This window comes from Bradyrhizobium sp. CSS354, assembly GCF_029051725.1.
Lineage (GTDB): Bacteria > Pseudomonadota > Alphaproteobacteria > Rhizobiales > Xanthobacteraceae > Bradyrhizobium.
This window is the reverse complement of sequence record NZ_JAACFU010000002.1, coordinates 419,309-441,761: the sequence shown is the minus strand read 5'-3', so window position 1 is coordinate 441,761 and position 22,453 is coordinate 419,309. Positions and strand designations below refer to the sequence as shown.

Below are 22,453 nucleotides of genomic sequence, written 5' to 3'. Positions count from 1 at the left end.
CATGAACGATGCCGCCAACACCGAGCGCTGGATCCACCGCCTCAACACGGTGCAGCTCGTGCTCGCCGGCATCATCATCATGGCGCCGACGGTCTGGATGGTGCTGTCCTCGTTTAAGCCGTCCTTCGAGGTCACCGCCTATCCGCCGACGCTGGTCTTCACGCCGACGCTGGAGAATTACGCCGAGCTGACCAGGACCACGCCGTTCCTGAGCTACGCGCTCAACAGCCTCATCGTTACCGTCGGCTCGACCGCGCTCGGGCTGCTGTTCGGGATTCCCGCCGCCTTCGCCGTCTCCTGGACGCGGATTACCTGGCCGGCGATCCTGACGCTGGCGGCGCGGATGGCGCCCGGCACGCTGTTCCTGCTGCCGTGGTACGTCATGTTCCGGCAAATCGGCATGATCGGCTCCTACACCGCGCTGATCCTCAGCCACGCCGTCATCACGCTGCCGATCGTGATCTGGGTTTTGCTGCCGTCGTTCGATGTCATCCCGCGCAGCGTGTTCGAGGCTGCGCAAGTCGATGGATGCAGCTTCACGCGTATCCTCTGGCGCATCGCGATGCCGCTGGTGGCGTCGGGCGTCGCCGTCTCGGCGATCCTCGCCTTCGTCTTCTCGTGGAACTACTTCCTGTTTGCGCTGGTGCTCTCCAATGGCGACACCAAGACGTTGATCGCGGCGGCCTTCAACTTCATCGGCGAAGGCTCGACGCAATGGGGCGCCCTCATGGCCGCGGCGACGCTGATCGCATTGCCGCCGCTGGTGCTGGCGGCCTTGGTTCAGCGCTGGCTGGTGTCCGGACTGACGCTCGGCGCAGTGAAAGGCTAGGTATCTGATGAATATGTCCCCCAGTCCGAATTCGATCATGCAGGCCGCGGTCTTCCACGGCAATGATCGCATCACCATCGAGCGTGTGGCGATGCCCGAAATCGGCGCCGGCGAGGTGCTGGTCCGTGTCTCGCGAACGGCGCTGTGCGGCTCAGACTTCAAGCTCTGGCACAAGGGCGCCGAGTTCACCGCCGGCCACGAGATCTTCGGCGTCGTCGAGCAGCCAGGCCACGGTCTGTATGGCCGCCGCTGCGCCGTCTACATTCCCTTGCACTGCGATCACTGTGCCGCCTGCAAGCGCGGCGATACCCAGATGTGCCTCGAGGTCTCCAGCCTGATCGGCTGGAACAGGCCGGGCGGCTATGCCGAATACGTGCCCGTGCCGGAAAATTGTTTGCTGCCGGTACCCAATGATATCGAGGACAGCCTCGCGCCGCTGTTGCTCGACACCATCGGCACATCCGGCCACGCCGTACGGTTCGTCAGCCGCGTGGTGCCGGCGAACGAGGCCGGTCCGGCCCTCGTGATGGGGGCGGGGCCTGTCGGTCTCGGCGTCGTGCTGGCGCTTCGCGCGCTTGGCTACAACGACATTCATGTCGCCGATCCCAATGCGGCGCGGCTGAAGATCGCACAGTCCTTCGGCGCGAAGGCGCACCCGGTCGGCGACACCTCGAAGCGCTTCGCGCTCATCATGGAATGCTCGGGCGCCCATGCGGCGCGCAATCTCGGCATCGAGCTCGTGTTGCCGCGCGGCGCGCTGGTGCTGGTCGGCGAGAACGCCGCGCCATGGACCATCGAGGAGGGCAAGGTATTCCGCCGCAAGGATTTTTACATGATCCGGACCTTCTACTTCCCGGTCTCGGATTTCGAGCAGAATGTCGAGCTGCTGCGCAAGTACAAGGACGAATACCGCGTCCTCGTTGACGGCGAGTTCGGTCTTTCGGATCTCCCTGAAAACTTCGCGCGGTTCGCCAACGGCGAGCTGATCAAGCCTGTGCTGGCGCTGGACTAAGCGATCATGGCCTCGATCTCGATCCGCAATCTCACCAAGCGCTACGGTAATTTCACCGTGATCCCCGATCTCAATCTGGAGATCGCGGACCATGAATTCGTGGTGTTCGTCGGCCCATCCGGCTGCGGCAAGTCGACCTTGCTGCGCATCATCGCGGGCCTCGAGCCTATTTCGGGTGGAGACCTTTACATTGGCGACAAGCGCGTGAATGGCGTGCAGGCGGCCCACCGCGATATCGCGATGGTGTTCCAGGATTACGCGCTCTATCCACACATGCGAGTCTACGACAACATGTCGTTTGCGCTGGAGCTGCGGGGAACGCCGAAAGCGGAAATCGACGCGCGGGTGAAGCGCGCCGCCGCGCTTTTGCACATCGAGCCTTATCTCGACCGCAAGCCGAAGGAGCTGTCCGGTGGCCAGCGCCAGCGCGTCGCCATGGGCCGCGCCATCGTGCGCAATCCCAAGGCGTTTCTGTTCGACGAGCCGCTGTCCAACCTCGACGCCAAGCTGCGCGGGCAGGTGCGCGCCGAGATCAAGGCACTATCGCAGCAGTTGAAGACCACCATGGTCTTTGTCACCCATGACCAGATCGAGGCCATGACCATGGCCGACCGCATCGTGGTGCTTCAGAGCGGCACGATCCAGCAATACGACACGCCGGAGACGGTTTACGAGCGACCCGCCAACCAGTTCGTCGCCGGCTTTATCGGCTCGCCCGCCATGAATTTCTTCGCGGTCGAGTGGCACGACGACTGCGCAATCCTCTCCCAAGGTGGAACGGCGGTGCCGGTGGACGGCGAGATCGCGAGTAGTCTGCGCCGGGCCGGCAATGCCTTACTCGGCATTCGTCCCGAACATTTCACTGTCGCCACCAATGCTGCCGATGGCATTGCCATCGAGGTCAAGCTGGTCGAGCCGCTCGGCTCCGATACGCTAATCCATTTTGATCTCGCCGGTGTCTCCGCGATCGCGCGGATCGACCCGTCGCTGCGACCGAAAGTCGGCGACCGCCTCGCGCTGCGCCCGCAGTCGAGCAAGACGCATCTGTTCGACGCCACCAACGGACAGGTCCTGCGGTGAGTACGTCAGCCAACATCGGTGATCTCTCAGCGCTGGCGGGCGTCGGGTCCAAAGCCCGACCCGTGCACGTGATCTGCCTCGGGCTCTCGGCGCTCGATCAGGTCTGGCGCGTCGATCGGCCGTTCGCGGGTGGAAGCGAGAAGATCAAGGCCCTCGCGTACGGCACGCTGGGCGGGGGCATGGCCGCCAATGCGAGCGTGGCGGTGGCGAAGCTCGGCGCGACCGTCGCGTTCTGGGGGCGGGCGGGGAATGACGCCGCCGGCCACGAGATGAGATCCGCCTTCGCCGCGGAAGGCGTGGATGTCGAGAATTTCCGGCTGTTTCCCCATGGCCGCTCGTCGGTCTCCGGGATTATTGTCGACAGTAGCGGCGACCGGCAGATCGTGAACTTCCGCGGCCTTTTTCCTGAAGCCGCGGATTGGCTTCCGCTCGAAGCTGTAGCCCGCGCATCCTCCGTACTAGCCGACCCGCGCTGGGTGGAGGGCGCCGCGACGCTGTTCCGCGAGGCGCGCTCGCGCGGCATTGCGACGGTGCTCGACGGCGACATGGCAGATGCCGAAGTGTTCGAACGGCTGCTGCCCCTGACCGATCACGCCATCTTCTCCGAGCCCGCGCTCGCCGTTTTTGCCGGCTCCGCCGATGATGAATCCCTCGCGTCCGTCGCCCGCTTCGGCTGTCGCGTCATGGCCGTCACGCGCGGCGAGGGTGGCGTGAGCTGGTACGAGAACGGCCAGCTTCACCGGCAGGCCGCCTATTCGATTGAGGTCGTCGACACCACAGGCGCGGGTGATGTCTTTCACGGGGCCTACGCGTTGGCGATCGGCGCCGGCCTGGAGGTGCGCGCCGCCATGGCATTTTCGGCGGCGACGGCCGCCATGAAATGCCGCCACGCCGGCGGCCGTAACGGAATCCCCGATATCAACGAGTGTCTTGCATTCATGAGGACGAAGCCATGAGAACGATTGGAAAGAACCGCGGCCTGGCACGGCTTGCTGATGCGGATGGCCACTTTCGCATGGTCGCGCTTGATCAGCGGCCACCCTTGTTCGATGCCATCGCGAACGCAAAAGGCATCACGCGGGACCAGGTCGAGTATTCCGACGTCACGGCGGCCAAGCGCCTTCTCGTCGAGAACCTTGCGCCGCATTGCAGCTCGATGCTGTTCGACCCGAACTTTGCCGTGCCTGCCGCGATCGATCTGCTGCCGCCGCGCTGCGGCCTGATCATGACGCTGGAAGAGCATCGCGTCGAGGAGACCGCGGGCGGTCGCAAGTCGCGGGCCATCACCAACTGGAGTGTGGAGAAGATCCGCGCCATGGGCGGTGACGCCGTCAAGGTGCTGGCCTGGTACCGGCCAGACGCCGATGCCGCGGTGAACGAACACCAGAAGAAGTTCGTGCGCGAGATCGGGCAGGACTGCGCCCGTCACGACATTCCCTATGTTCTCGAGCTGCTTGTTTATCCCTTCCTGGGCAGCGCCAATCACACCGCTGATTATGTCGAATCGCCGGGCAAGCTTCCCGGTCTGGTCATCGACAGCGTGCGCGAGTTTGCCAAGCCCGAATATGGCGTCGATCTCCTCAAGCTGGAGAGCCCAGTCGCGGCCAACAGCCTGCCGGCCCGCGATGGCAGCGCGGAAGCCAAGGCCGCGCAGAAGGAGTTTGATTCGATCGGCGATATCTGCCGCGAGCGCAACGTTCCCTGGGTGCTGCTGTCAGGCGGCGCTGCACCGGAGAAGTTCGAACGCGTGCTCGACTACTCCTATGCTGCAGGGGCCAGCGGCTTCCTGGCGGGCCGCACGATCTGGCTCGACGCCGTTCTAAAGAATTTTCCCGATCGGGCCGCGGTGTCTGCAAGTCTGCGCAAGGACGGTCTCAACGTGCTCGAACGGCTCAGCCAGATAACCACAGCCAAGGGCACGGCCTGGAAACCGCGCTATCCTGTCTTCACTGATATCAAGCAGGAGGGTGACTTCGCGCGCGCTTACTGTTCATTCCGTCTTGAAGTTCAATCCGAACCCACGCAGAGCTATGTTGAACCGCTAAATCCGTGTCGAGAACCGATCGAGTGATGTTATCGTCCGCCATACGATATCTAGGTCGTCCTGGCGGTAAATCTCCTTTCGGAGAAAATCGAGCTCGGCCTCGACAGCATCGGCGTCGAGGTACCAGGCTTTGGGGCGACCATCGGTACCGTCGTGCCACCGATAGCCACGTTGCTTGAGAGTGTCTTTCAATGCGAACGGCGCGCCATCGGCCCAGATGCGGTGCTGAGGGCGATGCGCGCGATCGAGCAGAGCCGCAAGTCTGGATTGCTCGGTCCCGGGAAGATCGAGTGCCAAAATCTCAAGTACTGCACGACAATCATCCAGCGCCCGGTGAGCGTCGTGGAAAAGGCCGTATTCCGAGAGCAGGTAGGCGGGGCGGGCGCCGAGGCCATGGGCTTTCCAGTCGATGCCGGTCGCTGAACAGGCACAGTGACAGTCCGCGAAGACCGGCCAGTGCCGTTCCGCGACCTTGCGGTCGAAGGCAGCGTTGTGAGCAATTACGATGTGTGCGTCCGCTACGAACTGCTCCAGCGCCGTGTTATCGATATTATGCCCGTCCACCATTGCATCCGTGATGCCGGTCAATGCGGTGATCGCAGCCTCAATCGGCTCCGACGGCTGCTGGAATCCTTGGAAGGTGCCGATGACGGAAGTGTTCCGGTCGTCGGCGTAGCCGAACTTGATGGCGGCGATTTCCAGGACCTCGTTGCGCGTGGTATCGAGGCCGGTCGTTTCCAGGTCAATGATCAGGCCGATTCGACCAGCCGCGGGGCGAGGCTCGGCAGTCCGTGGGGCAAGACGGCGAAGGATTTTGTAGTTGCCGGTGGCCTCGAGCATGCGCGCCATCGTCTCGGGCGTTCCCGTATCCTCGGACAGAACAATCTCCGGCTGGCTCGGTACTTGGGTGGCGACTTCGACTAAAGGATTCGCCGGTTGTCTCCAAGGCAGGCCGAACGGGAGGTTTGGTGACTTGTACATGGCGGTACGGCTCATCAGTTTCGGGTCGCGTTGGCGTCGCGATCGCGGAGGATAGCCTCGACGATGCGACGGAGGAGCCGGACCGAGCCGCCGTGCCAGCTTTGCGCGGCGGCGATGTGTTCAGTGCCGTCGAGCGGCGGAACCCAGTGGGTGTCGAGGCCGCGATCCTTCGCAAGGTCGGCGATGATCGCAGGCAAGAGCGCGTCGAGATCAGCGGACGTGGGGTTCGGAAATCTCACGACCCGAAAGCGGTCGCGGATCGGCGAGGGCAGAGGATCGACGCTGTTGGCGGTAGCGACGTAGGAGACGTGCGACAAGTCCAGATTCGTCTGCAGCGCTGGATCTGGATAGCGACTGTTCGTCTCGAATTCGAGGAAGCCGAGGAGGCAGTCCCAGAGCCGGCCATAGTCATTCCGCGTCGCGCTTTTTTCGATCTCATCGATAATCACCAGTGGGTTGGCGCTCGCGCCCTGCGCAACCGCAAGAAAAGGATGGCAAGGTTCGGCGGAATACCACCGGCGGTCGGTGCCGCCGAACGCGGCGCCATCAGCGCGGCTGGCATCAGTGCGCCAGACGTTGACGCCCAACAACTCAGCCAGGCGCCGTGCGAATCTGCTCTTGCCGCCGCCGGATTCGCCCACGAACAGTAGAGGACGTAAGCGAACTGTTGGTCGGCCGACAAGATCGGCGAGCGCAAAATCAATCACTTCGGCGGCATAGGGGAATTCAAAAAGGAGGGCACTACGCACGACATGCAGAGGCGGCGCCTCGACAAGCGGCATGGCGACGTTGACGATACCTTTGAATGGCCCAAGAACGTCTTTGAGCTTGGTGTTCTTCATCTGCTGCTCAGAGAGCTGTGCCACAACGACGCTGCGCTCCGGCGCTGAAGGCGCCAGAGGTTTCTGCAACTCACTCGTGGAGGCGGTCTCGGCATCCCTCTGCTGCCGTCTTTCTTCCTCCTCTTTCAGCTTGCGACGCAGAGCTACCTTGGTCGCTGTGAGGCGGTGCTCTGCCGTGAGGGGGCCAAGCCTGGCGGCGCCGGCGGCGGCGCTGCCATGCCGTGAAACCAGATCGCTGCACGCCGGCAGCGCGGCCCAGCCGAAGACAAACTCTTCCAGCTCAGCACACAGGTTCTCATCGGCGTCGTGGCAGACCTTCCCAAAGCTTGCGATCAAAGCTTTGCCCACCCTCTGATAGTCATCGAAGAACTCTGCGCTGCAGGGTAATGGCAGACTAAAAACGCGAACGCAGTCGGAAAGGCTGCGTAAGGCGGGCTCGTCCTGTTTGACGGCTCGCCGGTCGAGCTCGGCGGCGAGCTCAAGACCGGCGGCCGAGGTCTGCGTCACGATCCAGGCCGAGGTCTCGGCAAGACCAGGACAGACCTCATTGATCTCTCCGACGAGTCGCTCCTGGGTGTGCTCTTCGCCTTTGCTCGAAAGCAATGCGTAGCGCAGGAGGCGCGGCAACTTTTTCAGTTCTTCATCGAGGTCCGAAGAATCGGCCGCGGCTCCAGTCGACGCAGCATCGTCCTCGACTGTGTGATCGAAATCATCGGAATCGTCCGAGGTCGTCATGCTTCGTGCTCCCAGCCGCCGTGTTGGCGGGAGCCGGACATCATCTGAGAAGCGTTTGGGGTGGAGACCAGCACCGCGTCCGTCACCGCGATCCGGAACGGTCGAGTTCATGGAAGGTCTTCAAGAGCACGGTCTCGGCCTCGCGGAATTTGCGCGGATCACTCGCGTAGCGCAGTCCGTGCCTGTACCAGGACATGGCAAGTTCGATGGACAACCCGTGATCGAAGTTGGTCAGGCCGATCACTTGCGCCATGACCAGCGCCGACGCCGCGTGTCGCGCAAGCGCGCAACGGCAGAGCGCGGTCATCCCGATGTCGATGGCCAGCGTGGTCTTCTCGATCGGCATCATCGAGAACGCCATGTTGATGGCGGCCGCCGCGTCGCCGGCGAGCGCGGCTTTAAGATCATCGACCGGATGGAGCACGCCGATTCGATCCAAGGTCGTCAGCATGAGGGACTGCTCGGCGTCGCGAAGCGCATCTGAGGGCAGCGTTCGCCACCATTGTAACGGCACGACATCGGCGGCCTTGAAAGGCCAACGGCGATCCGGCTGCTCCTTGACCGGCCAGACGGGGCGGTGGCCGCAAGCGTCGGGGGTCGATCGCCGATCGATCGCGACCACGGACCCAGCTCCGTCAACTCGGCGGTCATCCTCATGCCGAGCATTGGACGCGGGCGCATTGGTGTTGTCAGTCATGTCTTGGACGTCCACTTCCGTCGGGTTTGATTAGCGCCGCCGACGGGCCGTCGGCGGCGCCGATGGATTAAGCCGCGCCGATCTTGGCGGTCACGGCCGGTTTGCGCGGTCCCGGCCCGGTCGGGCGCGCGTTGGCGAAATGAACGACGGGCGCTTCGGCCCGCAACGGATCAAGATCGGGCATCAGCCCGATGCCGCAGGTCGTCTCATCCTTCTTGGCGTTCTCGCGGATAACCCCCTCGATGACGGTGGAGAAGAGGTGCGGCAGTTCGGCGAGCAGCGCCTTGCGAAGGCACGAGGTGACCGTGTCCAGCGTCTCACGGACCGGGACCTCGAAGTGCGAATCGAGCTCCTCGCGACCGATCTTGAAGTCCTTGGTGAAGCCGGTGTTCCCGTAGTAGTCGATCACGCCCGCCGTGACGCGCAAGATATTGCGGTAGCCTCGCTTCGCGAGATAGCTGGACAGCACCATGCCCGCCGCCCTCAAGTCATGCTCGGTCGGCCGCCGGGTGCGGCCGTCGACCGGGCCATTGCCCCGCTTGAAGTCGTAGACGCCGGCCCAGCCCACCTCCGGATCAACCACCACGAGATCGACCGTGACGATGCGCTCGGCAGACGCGTCGGCCCGGATATTGATCCGAGCAAGGTCTTCCGCGGCATTGCGGGCGAGCAGCAATTCGCTGGCGGCGTCGACGATCGGGATCGCGATGTCGACGAGGACGTCGAACCGGCCGCTGGCGGCGAGCGCATTGGCCGTCGTGCTCTGGAGCAAAAGGCCGTGGCGCTTCACGACGGAGCCCACCACCGAGATCGCTCGGCTGAGATCCGGGCCGATCACCGGGTCTTCATTGAAAGCCGATGCGACGGCGTTGGCAACGAGCGTTCGAGCGCTGCGCGCGAGCGCGGCCTCGGAAATGGACTCACTGAGCGACTCAACTTCCATGTAACGATCTCCTTTGGTTGACAATCGTGCTACTATAGCACGAATTAAGGAGGCCGCAACGTTTTCATGCCGAGGTACTCCGATCCAGCCGTGTTAACCTTAATCGCACCCTGAGGAGCGATTCGGTGACGGAGTTGGACCGGGAGGAGATGCTGACGTCGGCGATGATCCGTGCAGCAAGGGGACTGCTCGGTCTCGATCAGGCAGGAGCAGCCAAATTGGCAGGGCTCAGCCAGCGGACGATCTCGAAATTGGAAGCCGAGGACGACCTCTCCTCCAAAGATCTGCGCCGAAGGAATGCCCTGAAGGCCATCAGATCTGGCTTCGAGAAAGCAGGCATAGAATTCATTTTTCCGGACGAGAAGTCCGGTCAGGGAGTTCGGATTAAGCTCGCCTCCAAATAGTCGCTCAGGAAGACGGGAATATGCGAACGGGCTAGATCGCCAGGCGCTGTTTCATTGTGATGCTGGCGAGTTGATGGGACCTTCTCGGATCGGCGAATCGAAACGGACACCGGTCGGGGTCTCGATGACATCTATTTTGCCGGCAAAGCTTAAGCCACCAAGGAATCGCCGATCGGCGTCTCCATGAAATGATGACCGCTGGTCATGATCGCGTGGTATTGGCGGCCGTCGGCCTCATAGGTGATCGGCGTGGCCTGGCCGCCGGCAGGAAGCACGTCCTTCCAGATGGTTTTTCCGGTCTTAATGTCGATGGCACGGATCACATTGTCGGTCGTCGCTGGCATGAAGATCAGGCCGCCGGCGGTCACGACGGCACCGCCATTATTTGGCGTCCCAATTCTGATCGGCAACATCGACGGGATCCCGAACGGGCCGTTCGTCCGGGCTTCACCCAACGGACGATCCCACCGCGTCCTGCCGGTCTTCAGATCGATAGCGCGAATTCCGCCATAGGAGGCGTCGCTAATTTCGTGCGGAGGTTGGGTCGGGAGCCGAAAACGTTTGGTCGCTAGAAAAGATTGCAAATCGGCCAGGCGGATCGTGACTGTGCTCTCGCGATTGGCGTTGTTTCACGCGCCCCTACGCGCGGAATCTGCGCGGCCCCTGCCTTGCGCGTCTCCGATCACGGCCGCCACTCCGAGCCCAGTTGACTAGCGTCCTACAGAGATGGCGAATTCCTTTAAGGCATGCCAAACCCAAGCCCCTCGTCGGAGTTGTCATTGCCACGGGGCGTCAGCGTTTCACCCGCTGCGGTTGGGTCATCCGGGCGGGGCTGGTTCAAATTAGCGATCAATGGACGTTCGACCGGCGCGGTCGCATCGATAACCTCTCGTTTGCTGGTCTCGGCCCTGACAGCGACTGCCGGGCGAATGAGCGTCGTATTGTTACGCAACGAGATCAAGGCCGTCAGATCGGGGTCTGGCCGGGCGCAAGCAAATTTGGCCGTCCAACCATGGCGGCCGCCCGCGTAATGATTGCGGGCTGTCTTGATCGAGATATGTCCAGCTAGGGCCGCGATCTCCGCGGCGCCGAAGCCGGCGCGCTTCCAGTTAGCCATGGCTACGTGCCGTGTGGTGTACAACGACCACCTACGGATGCCCAACCGCGCACAAACCCTCGCCAGCCTCTCGCCAAGCCGCCCGAGGAGCCGCCTCCAGTTTTCTTCCAGTCCATAGAAAAGGCGGCGAAGCCCGGCGATCAGCTGCTCTACTAGATGCGTGATACCCTCCGGAAAGTTGTCGAGCAGAATAGTGCGGGTCTTGCCTGCCGATCGCCCGTTGGTTGATTTCGCGTTGGCAACAATCATTTTGTCGCCAAGGATCGTCGTGTTTAGCCATTCCTGGGGACGGAGCCCGAGGTAGGGGCCGAGGGCGATCATCAGGGACAGAACGGTATCGGTCTCGTCCAGCCCGCCGGCGAGCCTCCAGCGGCGATTGAAATCACTGCAAATCTGGAGGTATTCCGCTTTGGTCGGCGCCTTGAGTTTCGCTCCTGATGTACGCTTCCGGCAGGGGCCGCGGCGGTCCTTCAGCAGAGTCGTCAGGTCGGCGAGGCCGGACACTGCGCGATCATGGGCCAGTTCTCCTTTATTGAGCTTGTACTCAATGACCGCACGTACCTGCTGCTTGTACTGCCGCGTTGTTGCCGCCCGGAGCACGAGTGTGGGATCGGAAAACAGATGCATGAGGGCATCGATAATGTCGCCCGGCCTGGTCAGTTTCTTCTGCGCACGCGCCAGTAGCAACCATCCGCCCTTCAAGTATGAGCGCTTCGTGTCCTGCGTATGGGTCGGTTTGATCTTGCTGCCAGGAGGTTGTTTGGGCATCGCTTATGCTCCCGCTTGCGTTAGTCCATGCCCTGTTCCCTATACCCGCGGTTGGCAAGCCGGAAATTTGCCTGATCCGAAGCCACGGCGGCGCCAGTCTGGCACCGGAAAGTTTGCCCTCAGCAGGCGAGCGCAATGTTGTCCCGACAAAGAGGCGCACGAAGCTTGCATCCGGTTGGGTTTGTTCTTGTTTTGTTCTTTTTGAAAAAATGAGTGCCGTCGCCAGTGGCCTAAGTTGAGTTTGGGAATGGTCTTATACCCGCGCCAACGTTGCCAGCCTGGCCCTGTGCGTCGGCATGGGCTGCATGGAGCTGCACGACCGCATCATGGTCGGCGTGCGCACCGAGCGCCTTGCCTTGAGCTTGACGAGTTGTGGAGCTTCGTTGGCAAGATGCAAAAGAACGTCCAGTGCCACGAGATTAACGCCAAGGGCGATCAGTATGTTTTCATCGGCATCGCCGGAACGCAGAAGGCAATCATCAGCTGGGGCGTTGGCAAGCGGAGCGACGAAAGTACTTTGGAGACTTCCTACGCGACCTCCGCAACCGGGTTATTGGTCAGCCTGAGATTTCGACGGACGGCTTCCACCCCTAACGCGTAGCGATCCGCGACGCCTTTGGCCCGAATGCCTCACATGGCGTGATCGTAAAGACGTACTCGGTAACGCATCTGGTAAAGGAAGCGCAGGGCCGGTACTCGCCCGCCGCCGTAGTAGCTGTAAGCCGTGACGTAGTATCGGGCGACCCGACCAGTACGTTTCGACCTCCTACGTCGAGCGCCAGCACCTTTCGCTGTGCCTGGCCTCGCGTCGGTTCATGCGATTAACGAACGGCTTTTAGCAAGAAGCTTGACAACCACGTTGCAGCCGTCGCGCTGTACGTCGCTCACTACAATCTATGCCGTAGCCAAGTTCTTCTCCACGGCGAGTTCGACATCGCGCTTGGGGCCATCGGGCTCACGGTGCTTGCGGAGCATCTCAGCCCGCGTTCGCTGAGTTTCGAGGCATCGTTTGCGCCAAGCAGCTGTTGCACGTCGGCGAGTTGTCGTCCCGTATTCGGTTCATATCTTTAGGGTCTTCAAAATAGATGTTGGGGCTTCCGTGGGGTCCTGTTGCATTAGTGTAGCCCAGCGTAGCCCAAGAAGCTATCTGCGGCGATGAGCTGAGATAGGTCGGGCTACAAATCAGGGATAAGCTGTTGTAAACGCTGGTGCCGGCTGAGGGGATTGAACCCCCGACCTTCGGTTTACAAAACCGCTGCTCTACCGCTGAGCTAAGCCGGCGCCGCCTGGAAAAACGGGGCAGGGCCGGCGTATGCCGGGGCTGTCCGCCCGTGCGCGCCGCAATACCAGACTTGCCCGGAAAGTGCCAGAACCCGCGATGCTCCTGCAAACATGAATCAGGCGGCCCGAAGGCCGCCTGATCTGTCGCGTTCGGTTCAAACCGCCTTACTGGCAGATATGGCGGCGCCCGTCTTGGCCCTTGAACCAGGTGCCGGGCGTGCAGACGAAGCCGTTGCGCTGGGCGTAGGTGCGGGTGTCCCAGCCGCGGTTGTCCCAAGAATTATTCCACGAATTATCCCAGCCACTGTCGTAGGCGTAGGCGTCGTTCGTGGCACGGAACGGGGCGGTTGCGATTGCGCCCGCAGTCCCGATGGCTGCGCCGGCCACGCCGGCGGCTGCTCCGACCGCGCCAGTGGCTACGTCGGTCGGCCAGAAGCCGGTGCGGCTCCTGTTCCAGTCGTTATTCCAATCGCCGTTGTTGGTCTGGCGATAGGACACGCGACGATGCCGATAGCCGCTATCGGTGTACGGATTTCCCGGTCCGACGTTCTGACAGTTGGCGTTGGGGAATTGCGCCGCGCACCGGCCCGGATTGGTGATCACGGCCTGCGCCATGGCAGAGCCTGTCACCAGGGTCGCCGCAATCGCCGTGGCTCCGAGAAGTTTGATATTCATGATTGTTTGGCTCCCGTTCTGTTGACGGGGGCTAAACGCCGAGGGCGCCGGACGTTCCGCTGAAACCGGTGGATTTTCGTCAACGATATTCAAACGGAAGTGAGCACGCACCATGGTTCCCGACTGCAGGGTCCAGCGGCGTTAATGCTTCGCTAGTTCGCCTTACAGCATTTGAGCGGCGCGCAATCCTTACACATTAGGCTTACCAGCAATTGGTGAGAGGGCCTTAACCCTCTCTGCGTCGCTATCGGGTAGGTTGTCGCCGAATAAATGGGATCCCCTCATGCGCGCATCTGCGCTCGCTGCGTTTCTGATCGGACTGCCCGCGACGGCGTTTGCCGGCGGCGGCTTCGATATCGTCGTTCCCGGCCGCCCGGGCGTGCCCATCATCATCAACAACATCGACGCGTCCTATGCCGCGGTCGAGGGGACCTGGGGCCTGGGGAAGAACGTCCAGGTGCAGCCCACGATCTATGGCGGACGTTATGTCGCCGAGCGCCAGCCCGCCGACGTCGGCCATTACTACCCGACGCTGGGCCTGCGGCCCGGCTATGGGCGGCTCGAGGTCGAGCCGCCCGCGAACCGCAAAATGCCCAAGCCCGCCGAGAGCTATTACCAGAGCTGGGGCGCGCAATCGGCGCCGCTGCCGCCGCAGATGGACGTGCCCGTCAATCCGCCGCCGGTGATCCTCGCGCCTGAGATCAACGACCAGCCGCGGCGTCCTCGGCCGCGGCCGCGTGCAGAGATGCCCGGCAGGCCGCCGGGTTAAGAAACGAAAACAACAAACGAAAATCAACAGGAGAGAGCAATGCGTCAGATGATTTCGGGACTGGTCATGGCGGCTGCCGCGATGTTCGTCGCTACCGCGCCCGCCGCGGCCTGCGGCTTCAATCCGTGCCAGCCGGTCGCGCCGGTCTATTCCGGCTGCAACACCGGCTGCGGCGGTTATGGGGCCGGCTACGGCTACGGTTATGGCGCCTATGAGCGTCTCGCCGAGCCCACCACGCAATATTATCACGTCAACCAGGGCCCGACCTATACCGGCCCGGGCGCCTTCGCGCCGTATCCGACCTATCGTGAAGACGCGGTGGTTGCGCCCGCCAATTACGGCTACGGCCGTGGCTATGGTTACGGCAACGGCTACGGCTATCGCGCCGCCGCGGTCGAAGCGCCGGCCGCCTATCCCTACCGCCGCCCGTATTACCGTCCGTATCGCTACGGCTACGGCCCGCGCGCCGGCTATCTGCCGCGCACGCATTACGGCTACGGTCCGCGCTACGGCTACGCTCCGCGCCATGCGCCGTACTATGGCGGCCACCGCGTGCTGCGCCGCTATTACTGATCGCTTGATCGGTTGAGCCAACGAGACGCCCGTCCGCGATGCGGACGGGCGTTTTGTTTTGCTTTGTTATCGCTTCATCAGCCCGAGCCGACTGGCGCCGACATAGAGCGAGAGCACGGCGGCATTCGAGACGTTGAGGCTCTTGATCTCGCCGGGCATGTCGAGCCGCGCCACGACGCTGCAGGTCTCGCGCGTCAATTGCCGCAGGCCCTTGCCTTCGGCGCCCAGCACCAGCGCGAGCGGCTCGCGCAGGGCGACCTCGGAGAGATCCGCGCTGCCTTCACTGTCCAGTCCGACGGTCTGGAAGCCGAGCTCGTTCAGCGTGGTCAGTGCGCGGGCGAGGTTTTGCACCGTCACCATCGGGACCAGCTCCAGCGCGCCGGAGGCGGCCTTGGCCAGCACGCCGGTCGCTTCCGGACTGTGACGCGCGGTGGTGACGATCGCCTTCACCGCAAACGCCGCAGCCGAGCGCAGGATGGCGCCGACATTGTGCGGATCGGTGATCTGGTCGAGCACCAGCACGATGCCGTCCTGCTCCAAATCCTCGATGTCGGGCGAGGGGAGGGGATCGGCCTCGGCGAGCAGGCCCTGGTGCACGGCGTCGGGCGACAGCAGCCGGTCGATCTCTTGGGGCCGGACGATCTCGGGTGTGACCGGGATCGCGATGTTCTCGTCCGCCAGACGCCTTGCGGCGTTCTCGGTCAGGGTCAGCTTGCGGATCTGCCGCTGGGGGTTGGCGAGCGCCATGGTGACGGTGTGCCAGCCATAGAGGATGACAGGCCCGTCGGTGTCCGAATCGCGATCGCGCCGGGCCGGCCGTCCAGCCGATTTTCCGGGCCTGTTGAAGGGCTTAGACCCGCCGCGGGGGCCCCTCGGGTTGAATTTTCGATCCTTCATGGGCTCGCTTGTGTCACGGGTCCCGGAATATGGCAATTTGGGTGGCTTCGGGGGCGATTTTAGCTGTTCGCCTCGGTTGACTTTACCCCACCGCTTCGCCGATAACCGCGCCCGGTCGCGCCCCCATCCGGGCTGTCGCGGCCTTCACGTTCCATGGCCGTCTTCGGTCGCCGGCAAGGTCCGGCCCGATTGTGCTGCCGTCGAGCGGGGGAGTGTCCCGAGTGGCAAAGGGAGCTGACTGTAAATCAGCCGCCTTATGGCTTCGCAGGTTCGAGTCCTGCCTCCCCCACCAGCCTTCGCTCGCTTCGCGAGCTACGGCTCGGCAAGCCGGCACCGATGGTCATGGCGCGAAGTGAGCGAAGGCTGTCGCGCCGTAGCCCGCAGGGCGTAGGCGGACTCGCTCAGAGCGTAAGTTACCCCATCATCTCCCGCACCATCGGCACCACCTTCCGCCCGTAGAGCTCGATGCTCTTCATCAGCTTCTCGTGCGGCAACGGGCCCGCCGAATACTTCAGCTGGAAGCGCGAGATGCCGAGTGCCTTGGCGGTCTTGGCGATCTTGCGCGCGACCGTCTCCGGCGAGCCGACATAGAGCGAACCATGCTCGGCCTCGTTCACGAACTCGTCGCGGCCCATCGGTGGCCAGCCGCGTTCCTTGCCGATGCGGTCGCGCATCGCCTTGTAGTCGGGCCACAGCTCCTCGCGCGCCTGTTCGTCGGTCTCGGCGAGGTAGCCGGGCGAGTGCACGCCGATCGGCTGTGCCGGGCGGCCGAACTCCTTGAATGCGCGGTGATAGAGATCGACGAAGGGGGCGAAGCGCGCCGGATCGCCGCCGATGATCGCGAGCATCAAGGGCAGGTCGTAATGTGCCGCGCGCACCACCGATTGCGGACTGCCGCCGACGCCGATCCAGGTCTTGAGCGTGCCGTTCTCGACCGGGGGATAGACCAGCTGATCCTTGAGCGGCGGACGCAGCTTGCCTTCCCAGGTCACCGGCTTCTGCGACAGCAGTGCCGCGAACAGATCGAGCTTCTCCTCGAACAGCTCTTCGTACTTGCGCAAATCAAAGCCAAACAGCGGAAAGGACTCCGTGAACGAGCCGCGACCAAGGATCACCTCGGCGCGTCCGTTCGAAAGCGCGTCCAGCGTGGCAAAGCGCTGGAAGACGCGGATCGGATCATCCGAGCTCAGCACGGTCACGGCAGAGCCGAGATGGATCCGCTTGGTCCGCGATGCGACGGCGGCCAGCACGGTCTCGGGAGACGAGATCGCGAAGTCGGCGCGGTGATGCTCGCCGAGGCCGATGAAATCGAGGCGGAGGTCATCAGCCAGCACCGCCTCGTCGATGACGTTGCGGATCACCTGCGCGTGCGGAAGCATCGCGCCGGAGGCGTCCCTGGTGACGTCGCCAAAGGTGTCCAGTCCGAATTCGAGCGGTGCGGTCATCGATGAGATCTCTGCGGGCGCGGCTTGCGCGCCTGTCACTGTGGGGGATTGCTTTAGTCGCAGCTAAGCAGCCGGGACGGGTGCACAATGCTGCTTCGAGAAACCCATTGTTTCCTTTTTTCATGGTGTCGGCCGCCCGCTGCCCGCGGCTTTCAGTCGGACCTGGCGAACATCTCGACCAGGGTCTCGCGCAGCCAGCGCTGCGCCGGCACGGTGTCGTTGCGCTGGTGCCAGAATAGGCTGACGATGCGCGGCGGCGCCTTGAGCGGAAGCGGCATCGCGTGCAGGAACGGCGCGTGCCGGGATTGCGAGCGCAGATCGCTCGGCAGCACGGCGATCAGGTCGGACTGGCGCACGACCTCGTAGGCGGCGCTGTAGTGATTGACGGTCGCAACCAGGTTGCGCGACAGCCCGCGCGAGGCGAGGAAGAGGTCGTAGGACGGCAAGGTCTTGCCCGCGAGGCTCACATCGACATGCCCCGCGTTGAGGAAGCTGCGCGTGCTCAGCCGCTTCATCGTCGCGAGGGGATGACCGCGCCGCATGAAGCAGGCGTAGTCGACGGTCCACAGCGAGCGCGAGCGGATGGCGGCCGGCTGCTGTGCTTCGTTGACATAGACGCTCAACACACAATCAACGCGATTGTCCTCGAGCTGGTCGGCGATCTCCACGACGGTGTTGGGGACGGTATGGATTCGCGCCTTCGGCGCGACACTGCCGAAATGGTTCAGCAGGTTCGGCATCACCAGCGAAGCGACATAATCCGACATCGACAGGCTGAATTCGGTCTGCGCACGGCGCGGATCGAACACCTGCTCGTCGAGCGCGCCGCGGACGGTTTCGAGCGCTTCGCCAATCGGCTCCCACAGCACAACGGCGCGCTGGGTCGGACGGATGCCCGTGCCGGACCTGACGAACAGGGGATCGCCGAGCGCGTCCCGCAGGCGTGCGAGCGCGTTGCTGACCGCCGGCTGCGTCATCAGAAGCGCGTTGGCCGCGCGCGTGACGCTGCCCTCGGTCATCAGGGCCTCGAAGACTTTCAGCAGGTTGAGGTCGAGCTTTCGGAACGACAGAACATTCACCACAGTGATGTGCTAGATCATGATTATAAATTATGACGATAATATCTCCTTGTCTATGGTTCCCCCGGGAATGAGCGGAGTGCCGGGCCGCCAGACACAAGGGGACTTTCATGTCGATGATCTCGGCGCGCATCGAGCGCCTTCCATTCGCGCGCTTCCACGGGCATCTGCTGCTGATGGGCGGGCTCGGCTACATGTTCGACGCGATGGACGCAGCCGTGCTGGCGTTCATTTTGCCGGTGCTGCGCACGACCTGGAATCTGTCGAGCGTGCAGATCGGCGTGCTCGGCAGCAGCACCTATATCGGCTTCCTGTTCGGCGCGCTGCTGGCGGGCACGCTGGGTGACCTAATCGGCCGTCGTGCGGTGATGATGTCGGCGCTGGCGCTCTATTGCGTCGCATCCATCGTCAGCGCGGCGGTGAACGATTGGTCGTCCTTCTTCGCCGCCCGCGTCGTCGCGGGCATGGGCACCGGCGCGGAGAGCGCAATCATTGCGCCCTATCTCGCGGAATTCGTCGCACGGCGTTACCGCGGCAGCTTTACCGGCGCGCTCGCCGGATTCTTCTCCTTCGGTTTCGTCGCGGCGGCCTTGCTCGGCTATTTCATCGTGCCCGCCTACGAGAACGGCTGGCGCATCGTTCTGGTGATCACCGCGGTGCCGGTCGTCATGCTGCTGTGGTGGCGCAGGGCGCTTCCGGAATCGCCGCGCTGGCTGGAAAGCCGGAGTCGGGAGAAGGAAGCCGAAGCCGTGCTGGACAGGATCGAGGCCGGTTTTGCGAGCCAAGGCCATGTCCTGCCGCAACCGGTCATCGAAGCCACGGCGCCTGCGGTGACTGGTGGGACGCTGCTTGCCAATTTCGCCGCGCTGCTCGCCGGCCGCCAGGCGCGCATCACCATCATGACCTGGATCATGTGGCTTGCGATCACGTTCAGCTACTATTCCTTCTTCGTCTGGATTCCCGGCCTTCTGGTCCAGAACGGCATGAGCATCACCAAGAGCTTCGCCTATTCGATCGCGATCTATTGCGCGCAGATCCCCGGCTATTTCAGCGCCGCGTACTTCAACGAGCGCATCGGCCGGCAGGCGACGATCGCCTCCTACATGGTGCTCGGCGGCGCCAGCGCGCTCGGGCTGGCGTTCGCGCACAGCGACCAGCACATTATGATGGCGGGAATCTTGCTGTCCTTCTTCATGAACGGCACCTATGCGGGCGTCTATGCCTATACCGCCGAGGTCTTTCCGACGGCGGTCAGAACCACCGGCGCCGGGCTCGCCTCGGCAATCGGCCGCATCGGTGCGATCGTGTCGCCGATCCTGGTCGGCTATCTCTATCCGAATTTCGGCTTCGCCGGCGTGTTCGGCCTCACCACGAGCGTGCTGCTGTTAGGCGCGCTCACCGTGGTGCTGATGGGGGTGCCGACGCGCGGCCGTTCGCTGGAAGAGATTGCGGCGGGTGAAGTCGCATGAGGGAGACGAAACACCGGTCCGATCCGCTGCTCTGCGCCGTGGCGGCCGCGCAGGGCAGGGGGGATCAGCCGAAGGCTCTGTACTCGGCGCTGGACGACGCCTTGAAATCCGCGATCGGGCACAAGCTGTTCACGATCCTGACCTATGACGACGACACAAGGGAAGCAGCGCGGGTGTATTCCAATCTCCCCGGACCTTACCCGGCGGGCGGACGCAAACGCCTGGCGCCGGGGCCGTGGACCGAGGCCGTGCTCGACCGCGGCGAGGCCTATATCGGCCGCACCCGGGACGATCTGCGCGAGGTGTTTTCCGATCACGAGCTGATCGCTTCGCTCGGCTGCGAAAGCGTGCTCAACATGCCCGTGCGCTGGTGCGGGCGCACGCTCGGCTCGCTCAATCTGCTCCATGAGGCAGGCTGGTACGGCGAGGACGATGTCGCTGCGTGCCTTCCATTCGCCCAGCTCGCCTTGCCCGCGTTGCTCACCTGATAAGACAGGAAGTCGTCATGTCCCGTGTGCTCTTCAAGAACGCCGCTCTGCTCGATCCGCTTCAGCCGGACCTCCTGGAGGGACATCATGTGCTGGTCGAGGACAATCTGATCAAGGAGGTTTCCGATCAGCCGCTCCAGGCCGAAGCCGATCGCACCATCGATCTGAAGGGCAAGACGCTGATGCCCGGCCTGATCGACTTGCACGTGCATGCGATCGCCGTCGAGCTCAATTTGGCGCAGCAGGTGCACATGCCGAACGTGCTGGTGACGCTGCGCTCGACGCTGCTGCTGCGCGGCATGCTGCGGCGGGGCTTCACCACCGTGCGCGACGCCGGCGGCGCCGGCCATGCGCTGAAGCAGGCGATCGAGACCGGACTCACCGACGGTCCGCGGCTGTTCGTCTCGGGACGTGCGCTCAGCCAGACCGGCGGGCACGGCGACATGCGGGCGCGTTCGGATTACCTCGCCAGCGACGCACCGTGCCCCTGCTGCGTGCGTGTCGGCGCGCTGGCGCGCGTTGCCGACGGTGTCGACGGCGTGCGCAGGGCGGCGCGCGAGGAGCTCCAGATGGGGGCGGACCAGATCAAGATCATGGCCTCAGGCGGCGTGGCTTCACCGACCGATCCGGTCGGCGCCTTCGGCTACTCCGAGGACGAGATCCGCGCCATCGTCGAGGAGGCGCGCGGGCGTCAGACCTATGTGCTCGCCCACGCCTACACCGCTGCTGCCATCGAACGCGCGGTGCGCTGCGGGGTACGCACCATCGAGCACGGCAACCTGGTCGATGCTCCGACCGCGCAGCTGATGGCCGAGAAGGGCGCCTATGTGGTGCCGACGCTCGTCACCTATGAGGCGCTCGCCAACGAGGGCGCCCAATATGGCCTGCCGCCCGAAAGCGTTGCCAAGATCGCCGATGTGCGCGACGCCGGCCTGCGTTCGCTCACGATCTACCGCGATGCGGGCGTGAAGATGGGGTTTGGCAGCGACCTGCTTGGGCCGTCCCAACGGCTCCAGAGCGACGAATTCCGTATCCGCGCCGAGATTCTCGGTCCGCGCGCCGTCATCGCCAGCGCGACATTGGTCGGCGCCGAGGTGCTCGGCATGGAGGGCAGGCTCGGCCGGATCGCGCCCGAAGCCATTGCCGACCTGCTGGTGGTCGACGGCAATCCGCTGCGCGATGTCGCCTGCCTTCTCGGCCAGGGCGAGCACATTCCGCTGGTGATGAAGGCAGGCAAGGTCCAGTTCGATCGGCTGGGCGCTTAGCTGCCGCCACATCCCGCGCCCCGGTGCGTCCTATTTCGGGATGCGCACGACCATCTTGCCAAGCGCCCCGCGCGTCTGCATGGTCCTGAACGCTTCCCGGAAATCATCCAGCGCGAAGACGCGACCGACCACAGGCTTCAGCTGGCCCTCGGCCAACCAGGCCACCAGCTCCGACATCAGGCGCTTCTGCACCTCGGGCTCGCGGATCGGAAGCTGCGCGAGGTCGACGCCGAGCAGGGCGCCGCCCTTCAGCAGCGGCAGATTGAACGGTAGCGCGGGGATCGCGCCGGCAGCAAAGCCAACCACGAGATGACGTCCGCGCCAGGCGATGGAGCGAAAGGCCTGCACCGAGACCTCGCCGCCGACGGGGTCGAAGATCACGTCGGCGCCGTGTCCTCCGGTTAATTCCTTCAACGTATCGCGCCAGTTGATCTGCGTGTAGTCAACCACAGCATCGGCGCCGTGCTGTCGCGCGAACTCGCGCTTGTCTGGTGTCGATGCCGCTGCCATCACACGGGCGCCGAGCAGCCTGCCAATCTGGACAGCCGCGATTCCCGTGCCGCCGGCTGCGCCCAGCACCAGGAGCTGTTCGCCTGCGCTGAGCGACGCGCGCGCACTCAGCGCATAGAGGGCTGTCAGGTAATTGGCACGAAACGAGGCGGCGACCTCGGCCGCGACGCCGTCCGGCAGGGGGTAGAGCGCTTCGGGGGTGACGACGATCTCTTCGGCAAGCGCGCCCGAGCGCGTCATCCCCATCACGCGCATGCCGGGTTGATAGCCGCCCGGTGCACCGGGCGCTTCGTCCACGATCCCTGCGAATTCAGTTCCGGGAATAAAGGGCAGGGGATCTTTGGTCTGATAGCGCCCCTCGATCTTCAAGCCGTCGACAAATCCGATCCCTGCCGCCTCTACCCGGACGCGCAGCTGTCCGGGCTCGATGCGCGGAGACGGAACGTCCTTCAGGGCGATTTGATCGATGGGCGCGTATTGTTCGACGACGACCGCTTTCATGTCGGACCTCTGTTGTTCCAGTTATCCTGACAGGCCCCGACACCAGCCT

At 63.7% G+C, this 22,453-nt stretch carries 23 protein-coding genes and 2 tRNA genes; 13 read left to right on the top strand and 12 right to left on the bottom strand.

Going from position 1 to position 22,453, the window contains the following annotated elements:
• Nucleotide 1 precedes the first annotated feature (1 nt).
• The 5 genes from GWG67_RS06080 to GWG67_RS06060 all read left to right on the top strand — a co-directional run bounded on the left by GWG67_RS06080 (nucleotide 2) and on the right by GWG67_RS06060 (nucleotide 4,992).
• Complete coding sequence (locus GWG67_RS06080) at nucleotides 2-829, top strand: carbohydrate ABC transporter permease (RefSeq protein WP_275168216.1); 828 nt, start codon at nucleotides 2-4, stop codon at nucleotides 827-829.
• A gap of 7 nt (nucleotides 830-836) precedes the next feature.
• Nucleotides 837-1,841, top strand: a complete 1,005-nt coding sequence (locus tag GWG67_RS06075) for a zinc-binding dehydrogenase (protein WP_275168215.1) — start codon at nucleotides 837-839, stop codon at nucleotides 1,839-1,841.
• Nucleotides 1,842-1,847: 6 nt separating this feature from the next.
• Entirely contained in the window at nucleotides 1,848-2,921 is a 1,074-nt protein-coding gene (locus GWG67_RS06070; protein ID WP_275168214.1) for an ABC transporter ATP-binding protein, read from the top strand.
• 68 nt (nucleotides 2,922-2,989) lie between these two features.
• On the top strand, nucleotides 2,990-3,877 hold the full coding sequence (locus GWG67_RS06065) for a sugar kinase (RefSeq protein ID WP_275168213.1): 888 nt from the start codon (nucleotides 2,990-2,992) through the stop codon (nucleotides 3,875-3,877).
• Nucleotides 3,874-4,992, top strand: a complete 1,119-nt coding sequence (locus GWG67_RS06060) for a tagatose 1,6-diphosphate aldolase (protein WP_275168212.1) — start codon at nucleotides 3,874-3,876, stop codon at nucleotides 4,990-4,992. The genes GWG67_RS06065 and GWG67_RS06060 overlap by 4 nt, the downstream gene beginning before the upstream one ends.
• Here GWG67_RS06060 and GWG67_RS06055 read toward each other — a convergent pair.
• The 4 genes from GWG67_RS06055 to GWG67_RS06040 all read right to left on the bottom strand — a co-directional run bounded on the left by GWG67_RS06055 (nucleotide 4,963) and on the right by GWG67_RS06040 (nucleotide 9,163).
• Nucleotides 4,963-5,961, bottom strand: coding sequence for a 3'-5' exonuclease (locus GWG67_RS06055; protein ID WP_275168211.1), 999 nt, complete (start codon nucleotides 5,959-5,961; stop codon nucleotides 4,963-4,965). The two genes, GWG67_RS06060 and GWG67_RS06055, sit on opposite strands and share 30 nt — an antisense overlap.
• A complete protein-coding gene (locus tag GWG67_RS06050) occupies nucleotides 5,961-7,523 on the bottom strand; it encodes an AAA family ATPase (RefSeq protein WP_275168210.1) in 1,563 nt (520 codons plus the stop codon). The genes GWG67_RS06055 and GWG67_RS06050 overlap by 1 nt, the downstream gene beginning before the upstream one ends.
• A gap of 82 nt (nucleotides 7,524-7,605) precedes the next feature.
• Nucleotides 7,606-8,145: a hypothetical protein gene (locus GWG67_RS06045; protein ID WP_275168209.1), complete on the bottom strand. Its 540-nt coding sequence runs from the start codon at nucleotides 8,143-8,145 to the stop codon at nucleotides 7,606-7,608.
• Between the two features lie 142 nt (nucleotides 8,146-8,287).
• A complete protein-coding gene (locus GWG67_RS06040; protein ID WP_275168208.1) occupies nucleotides 8,288-9,163 on the bottom strand; it encodes a hypothetical protein in 876 nt (291 codons plus the stop codon).
• A gap of 125 nt (nucleotides 9,164-9,288) precedes the next feature.
• Between GWG67_RS06040 and GWG67_RS06035 the strand changes: the two genes are divergently transcribed.
• Nucleotides 9,289-9,567, top strand: a complete 279-nt coding sequence (locus GWG67_RS06035; protein ID WP_275168207.1) for a helix-turn-helix domain-containing protein — start codon at nucleotides 9,289-9,291, stop codon at nucleotides 9,565-9,567.
• 149 nt (nucleotides 9,568-9,716) lie between these two features.
• On the opposite strand, the gene GWG67_RS06030 is transcribed toward GWG67_RS06035, so the two are convergent.
• Together GWG67_RS06030 and GWG67_RS06025 are read right to left on the bottom strand one after the other, a co-directional pair.
• On the bottom strand, nucleotides 9,717-10,151 hold the full coding sequence (locus tag GWG67_RS06030; RefSeq protein ID WP_275168206.1) for a PQQ-binding-like beta-propeller repeat protein: 435 nt from the start codon (nucleotides 10,149-10,151) through the stop codon (nucleotides 9,717-9,719).
• Nucleotides 10,152-10,306: 155 nt separating this feature from the next.
• Entirely contained in the window at nucleotides 10,307-11,452 is a 1,146-nt protein-coding gene (locus tag GWG67_RS06025) for a hypothetical protein (protein WP_275168205.1), read from the bottom strand.
• 391 nt (nucleotides 11,453-11,843) lie between these two features.
• Here GWG67_RS06025 and GWG67_RS06020 point away from each other — a divergent pair, with 391 nt between their 5' ends.
• On the top strand, nucleotides 11,844-12,053 hold the full coding sequence (locus GWG67_RS06020) for a hypothetical protein (protein WP_275168204.1): 210 nt from the start codon (nucleotides 11,844-11,846) through the stop codon (nucleotides 12,051-12,053).
• 605 nt (nucleotides 12,054-12,658) lie between these two features.
• Here the strand turns inward: GWG67_RS06020 and GWG67_RS06015 are convergent.
• Both GWG67_RS06015 and GWG67_RS06010 read right to left on the bottom strand, forming a co-directional pair.
• Nucleotides 12,659-12,733, bottom strand: a tRNA-Thr gene (locus GWG67_RS06015).
• A gap of 165 nt (nucleotides 12,734-12,898) precedes the next feature.
• Nucleotides 12,899-13,408, bottom strand: a complete 510-nt coding sequence (locus GWG67_RS06010; RefSeq protein ID WP_275168203.1) for a hypothetical protein — start codon at nucleotides 13,406-13,408, stop codon at nucleotides 12,899-12,901.
• Between the two features lie 283 nt (nucleotides 13,409-13,691).
• On the opposite strand from GWG67_RS06010, the gene GWG67_RS06005 reads away from it, so the two are divergent.
• Entirely contained in the window at nucleotides 13,692-14,177 is a 486-nt protein-coding gene (locus GWG67_RS06005; protein WP_275168202.1) for a hypothetical protein, read from the top strand.
• A 39-nt stretch (nucleotides 14,178-14,216) separates the two neighbouring features.
• Complete coding sequence (locus tag GWG67_RS06000) at nucleotides 14,217-14,750, top strand: hypothetical protein (protein ID WP_275168201.1); 534 nt, start codon at nucleotides 14,217-14,219, stop codon at nucleotides 14,748-14,750.
• Between the two features lie 66 nt (nucleotides 14,751-14,816).
• Here GWG67_RS06000 and rlmB read toward each other — a convergent pair whose 3' ends face one another.
• Nucleotides 14,817-15,647, bottom strand: coding sequence for a 23S rRNA (guanosine(2251)-2'-O)-methyltransferase RlmB (rlmB, locus tag GWG67_RS05995; RefSeq protein WP_275168200.1), 831 nt, complete (start codon nucleotides 15,645-15,647; stop codon nucleotides 14,817-14,819).
• Nucleotides 15,648-15,853: 206 nt separating this feature from the next.
• Here rlmB and GWG67_RS05990 point away from each other — a divergent pair.
• Nucleotides 15,854-15,939 (top strand) — tRNA-Tyr (locus GWG67_RS05990).
• A 121-nt stretch (nucleotides 15,940-16,060) separates the two neighbouring features.
• On the opposite strand, the gene GWG67_RS05985 is transcribed toward GWG67_RS05990, so the two are convergent.
• A complete protein-coding gene (locus GWG67_RS05985; protein ID WP_275168199.1) occupies nucleotides 16,061-17,092 on the bottom strand; it encodes an LLM class flavin-dependent oxidoreductase in 1,032 nt (343 codons plus the stop codon).
• Between the two features lie 152 nt (nucleotides 17,093-17,244).
• Nucleotides 17,245-18,174: a LysR family transcriptional regulator gene (locus GWG67_RS05980; RefSeq protein ID WP_342761018.1), complete on the bottom strand. Its 930-nt coding sequence runs from the start codon at nucleotides 18,172-18,174 to the stop codon at nucleotides 17,245-17,247.
• Nucleotides 18,175-18,281: 107 nt separating this feature from the next.
• Between GWG67_RS05980 and GWG67_RS05975 the strand changes: the two genes are divergently transcribed.
• From GWG67_RS05975 to GWG67_RS05965, 3 genes are read left to right on the top strand one after another with little or no spacing between them, the layout of a single operon-like run.
• A complete protein-coding gene (locus GWG67_RS05975) occupies nucleotides 18,282-19,640 on the top strand; it encodes an MFS transporter (protein WP_275168196.1) in 1,359 nt (452 codons plus the stop codon).
• Nucleotides 19,637-20,128 (top strand): GAF domain-containing protein, encoded by a 492-nt coding sequence (locus tag GWG67_RS05970; protein ID WP_275168195.1) that lies wholly within the window; start codon nucleotides 19,637-19,639, stop codon nucleotides 20,126-20,128. Before GWG67_RS05975 ends, GWG67_RS05970 begins: the two co-directional genes overlap by 4 nt.
• A 17-nt stretch (nucleotides 20,129-20,145) precedes the next feature.
• Nucleotides 20,146-21,393 carry an amidohydrolase family protein gene (locus tag GWG67_RS05965; RefSeq protein WP_275168193.1) on the top strand — a complete coding sequence of 416 codons (1,248 nt, stop codon included), beginning with the start codon at nucleotides 20,146-20,148 and terminating at the stop codon, nucleotides 21,391-21,393.
• A gap of 30 nt (nucleotides 21,394-21,423) precedes the next feature.
• On the opposite strand, the gene GWG67_RS05960 is transcribed toward GWG67_RS05965, so the two are convergent.
• Nucleotides 21,424-22,404, bottom strand: coding sequence for an NADPH:quinone oxidoreductase family protein (locus GWG67_RS05960; RefSeq protein WP_275168191.1), 981 nt, complete (start codon nucleotides 22,402-22,404; stop codon nucleotides 21,424-21,426).
• Between the last annotated feature and the right edge of the window lie 49 nt (nucleotides 22,405-22,453).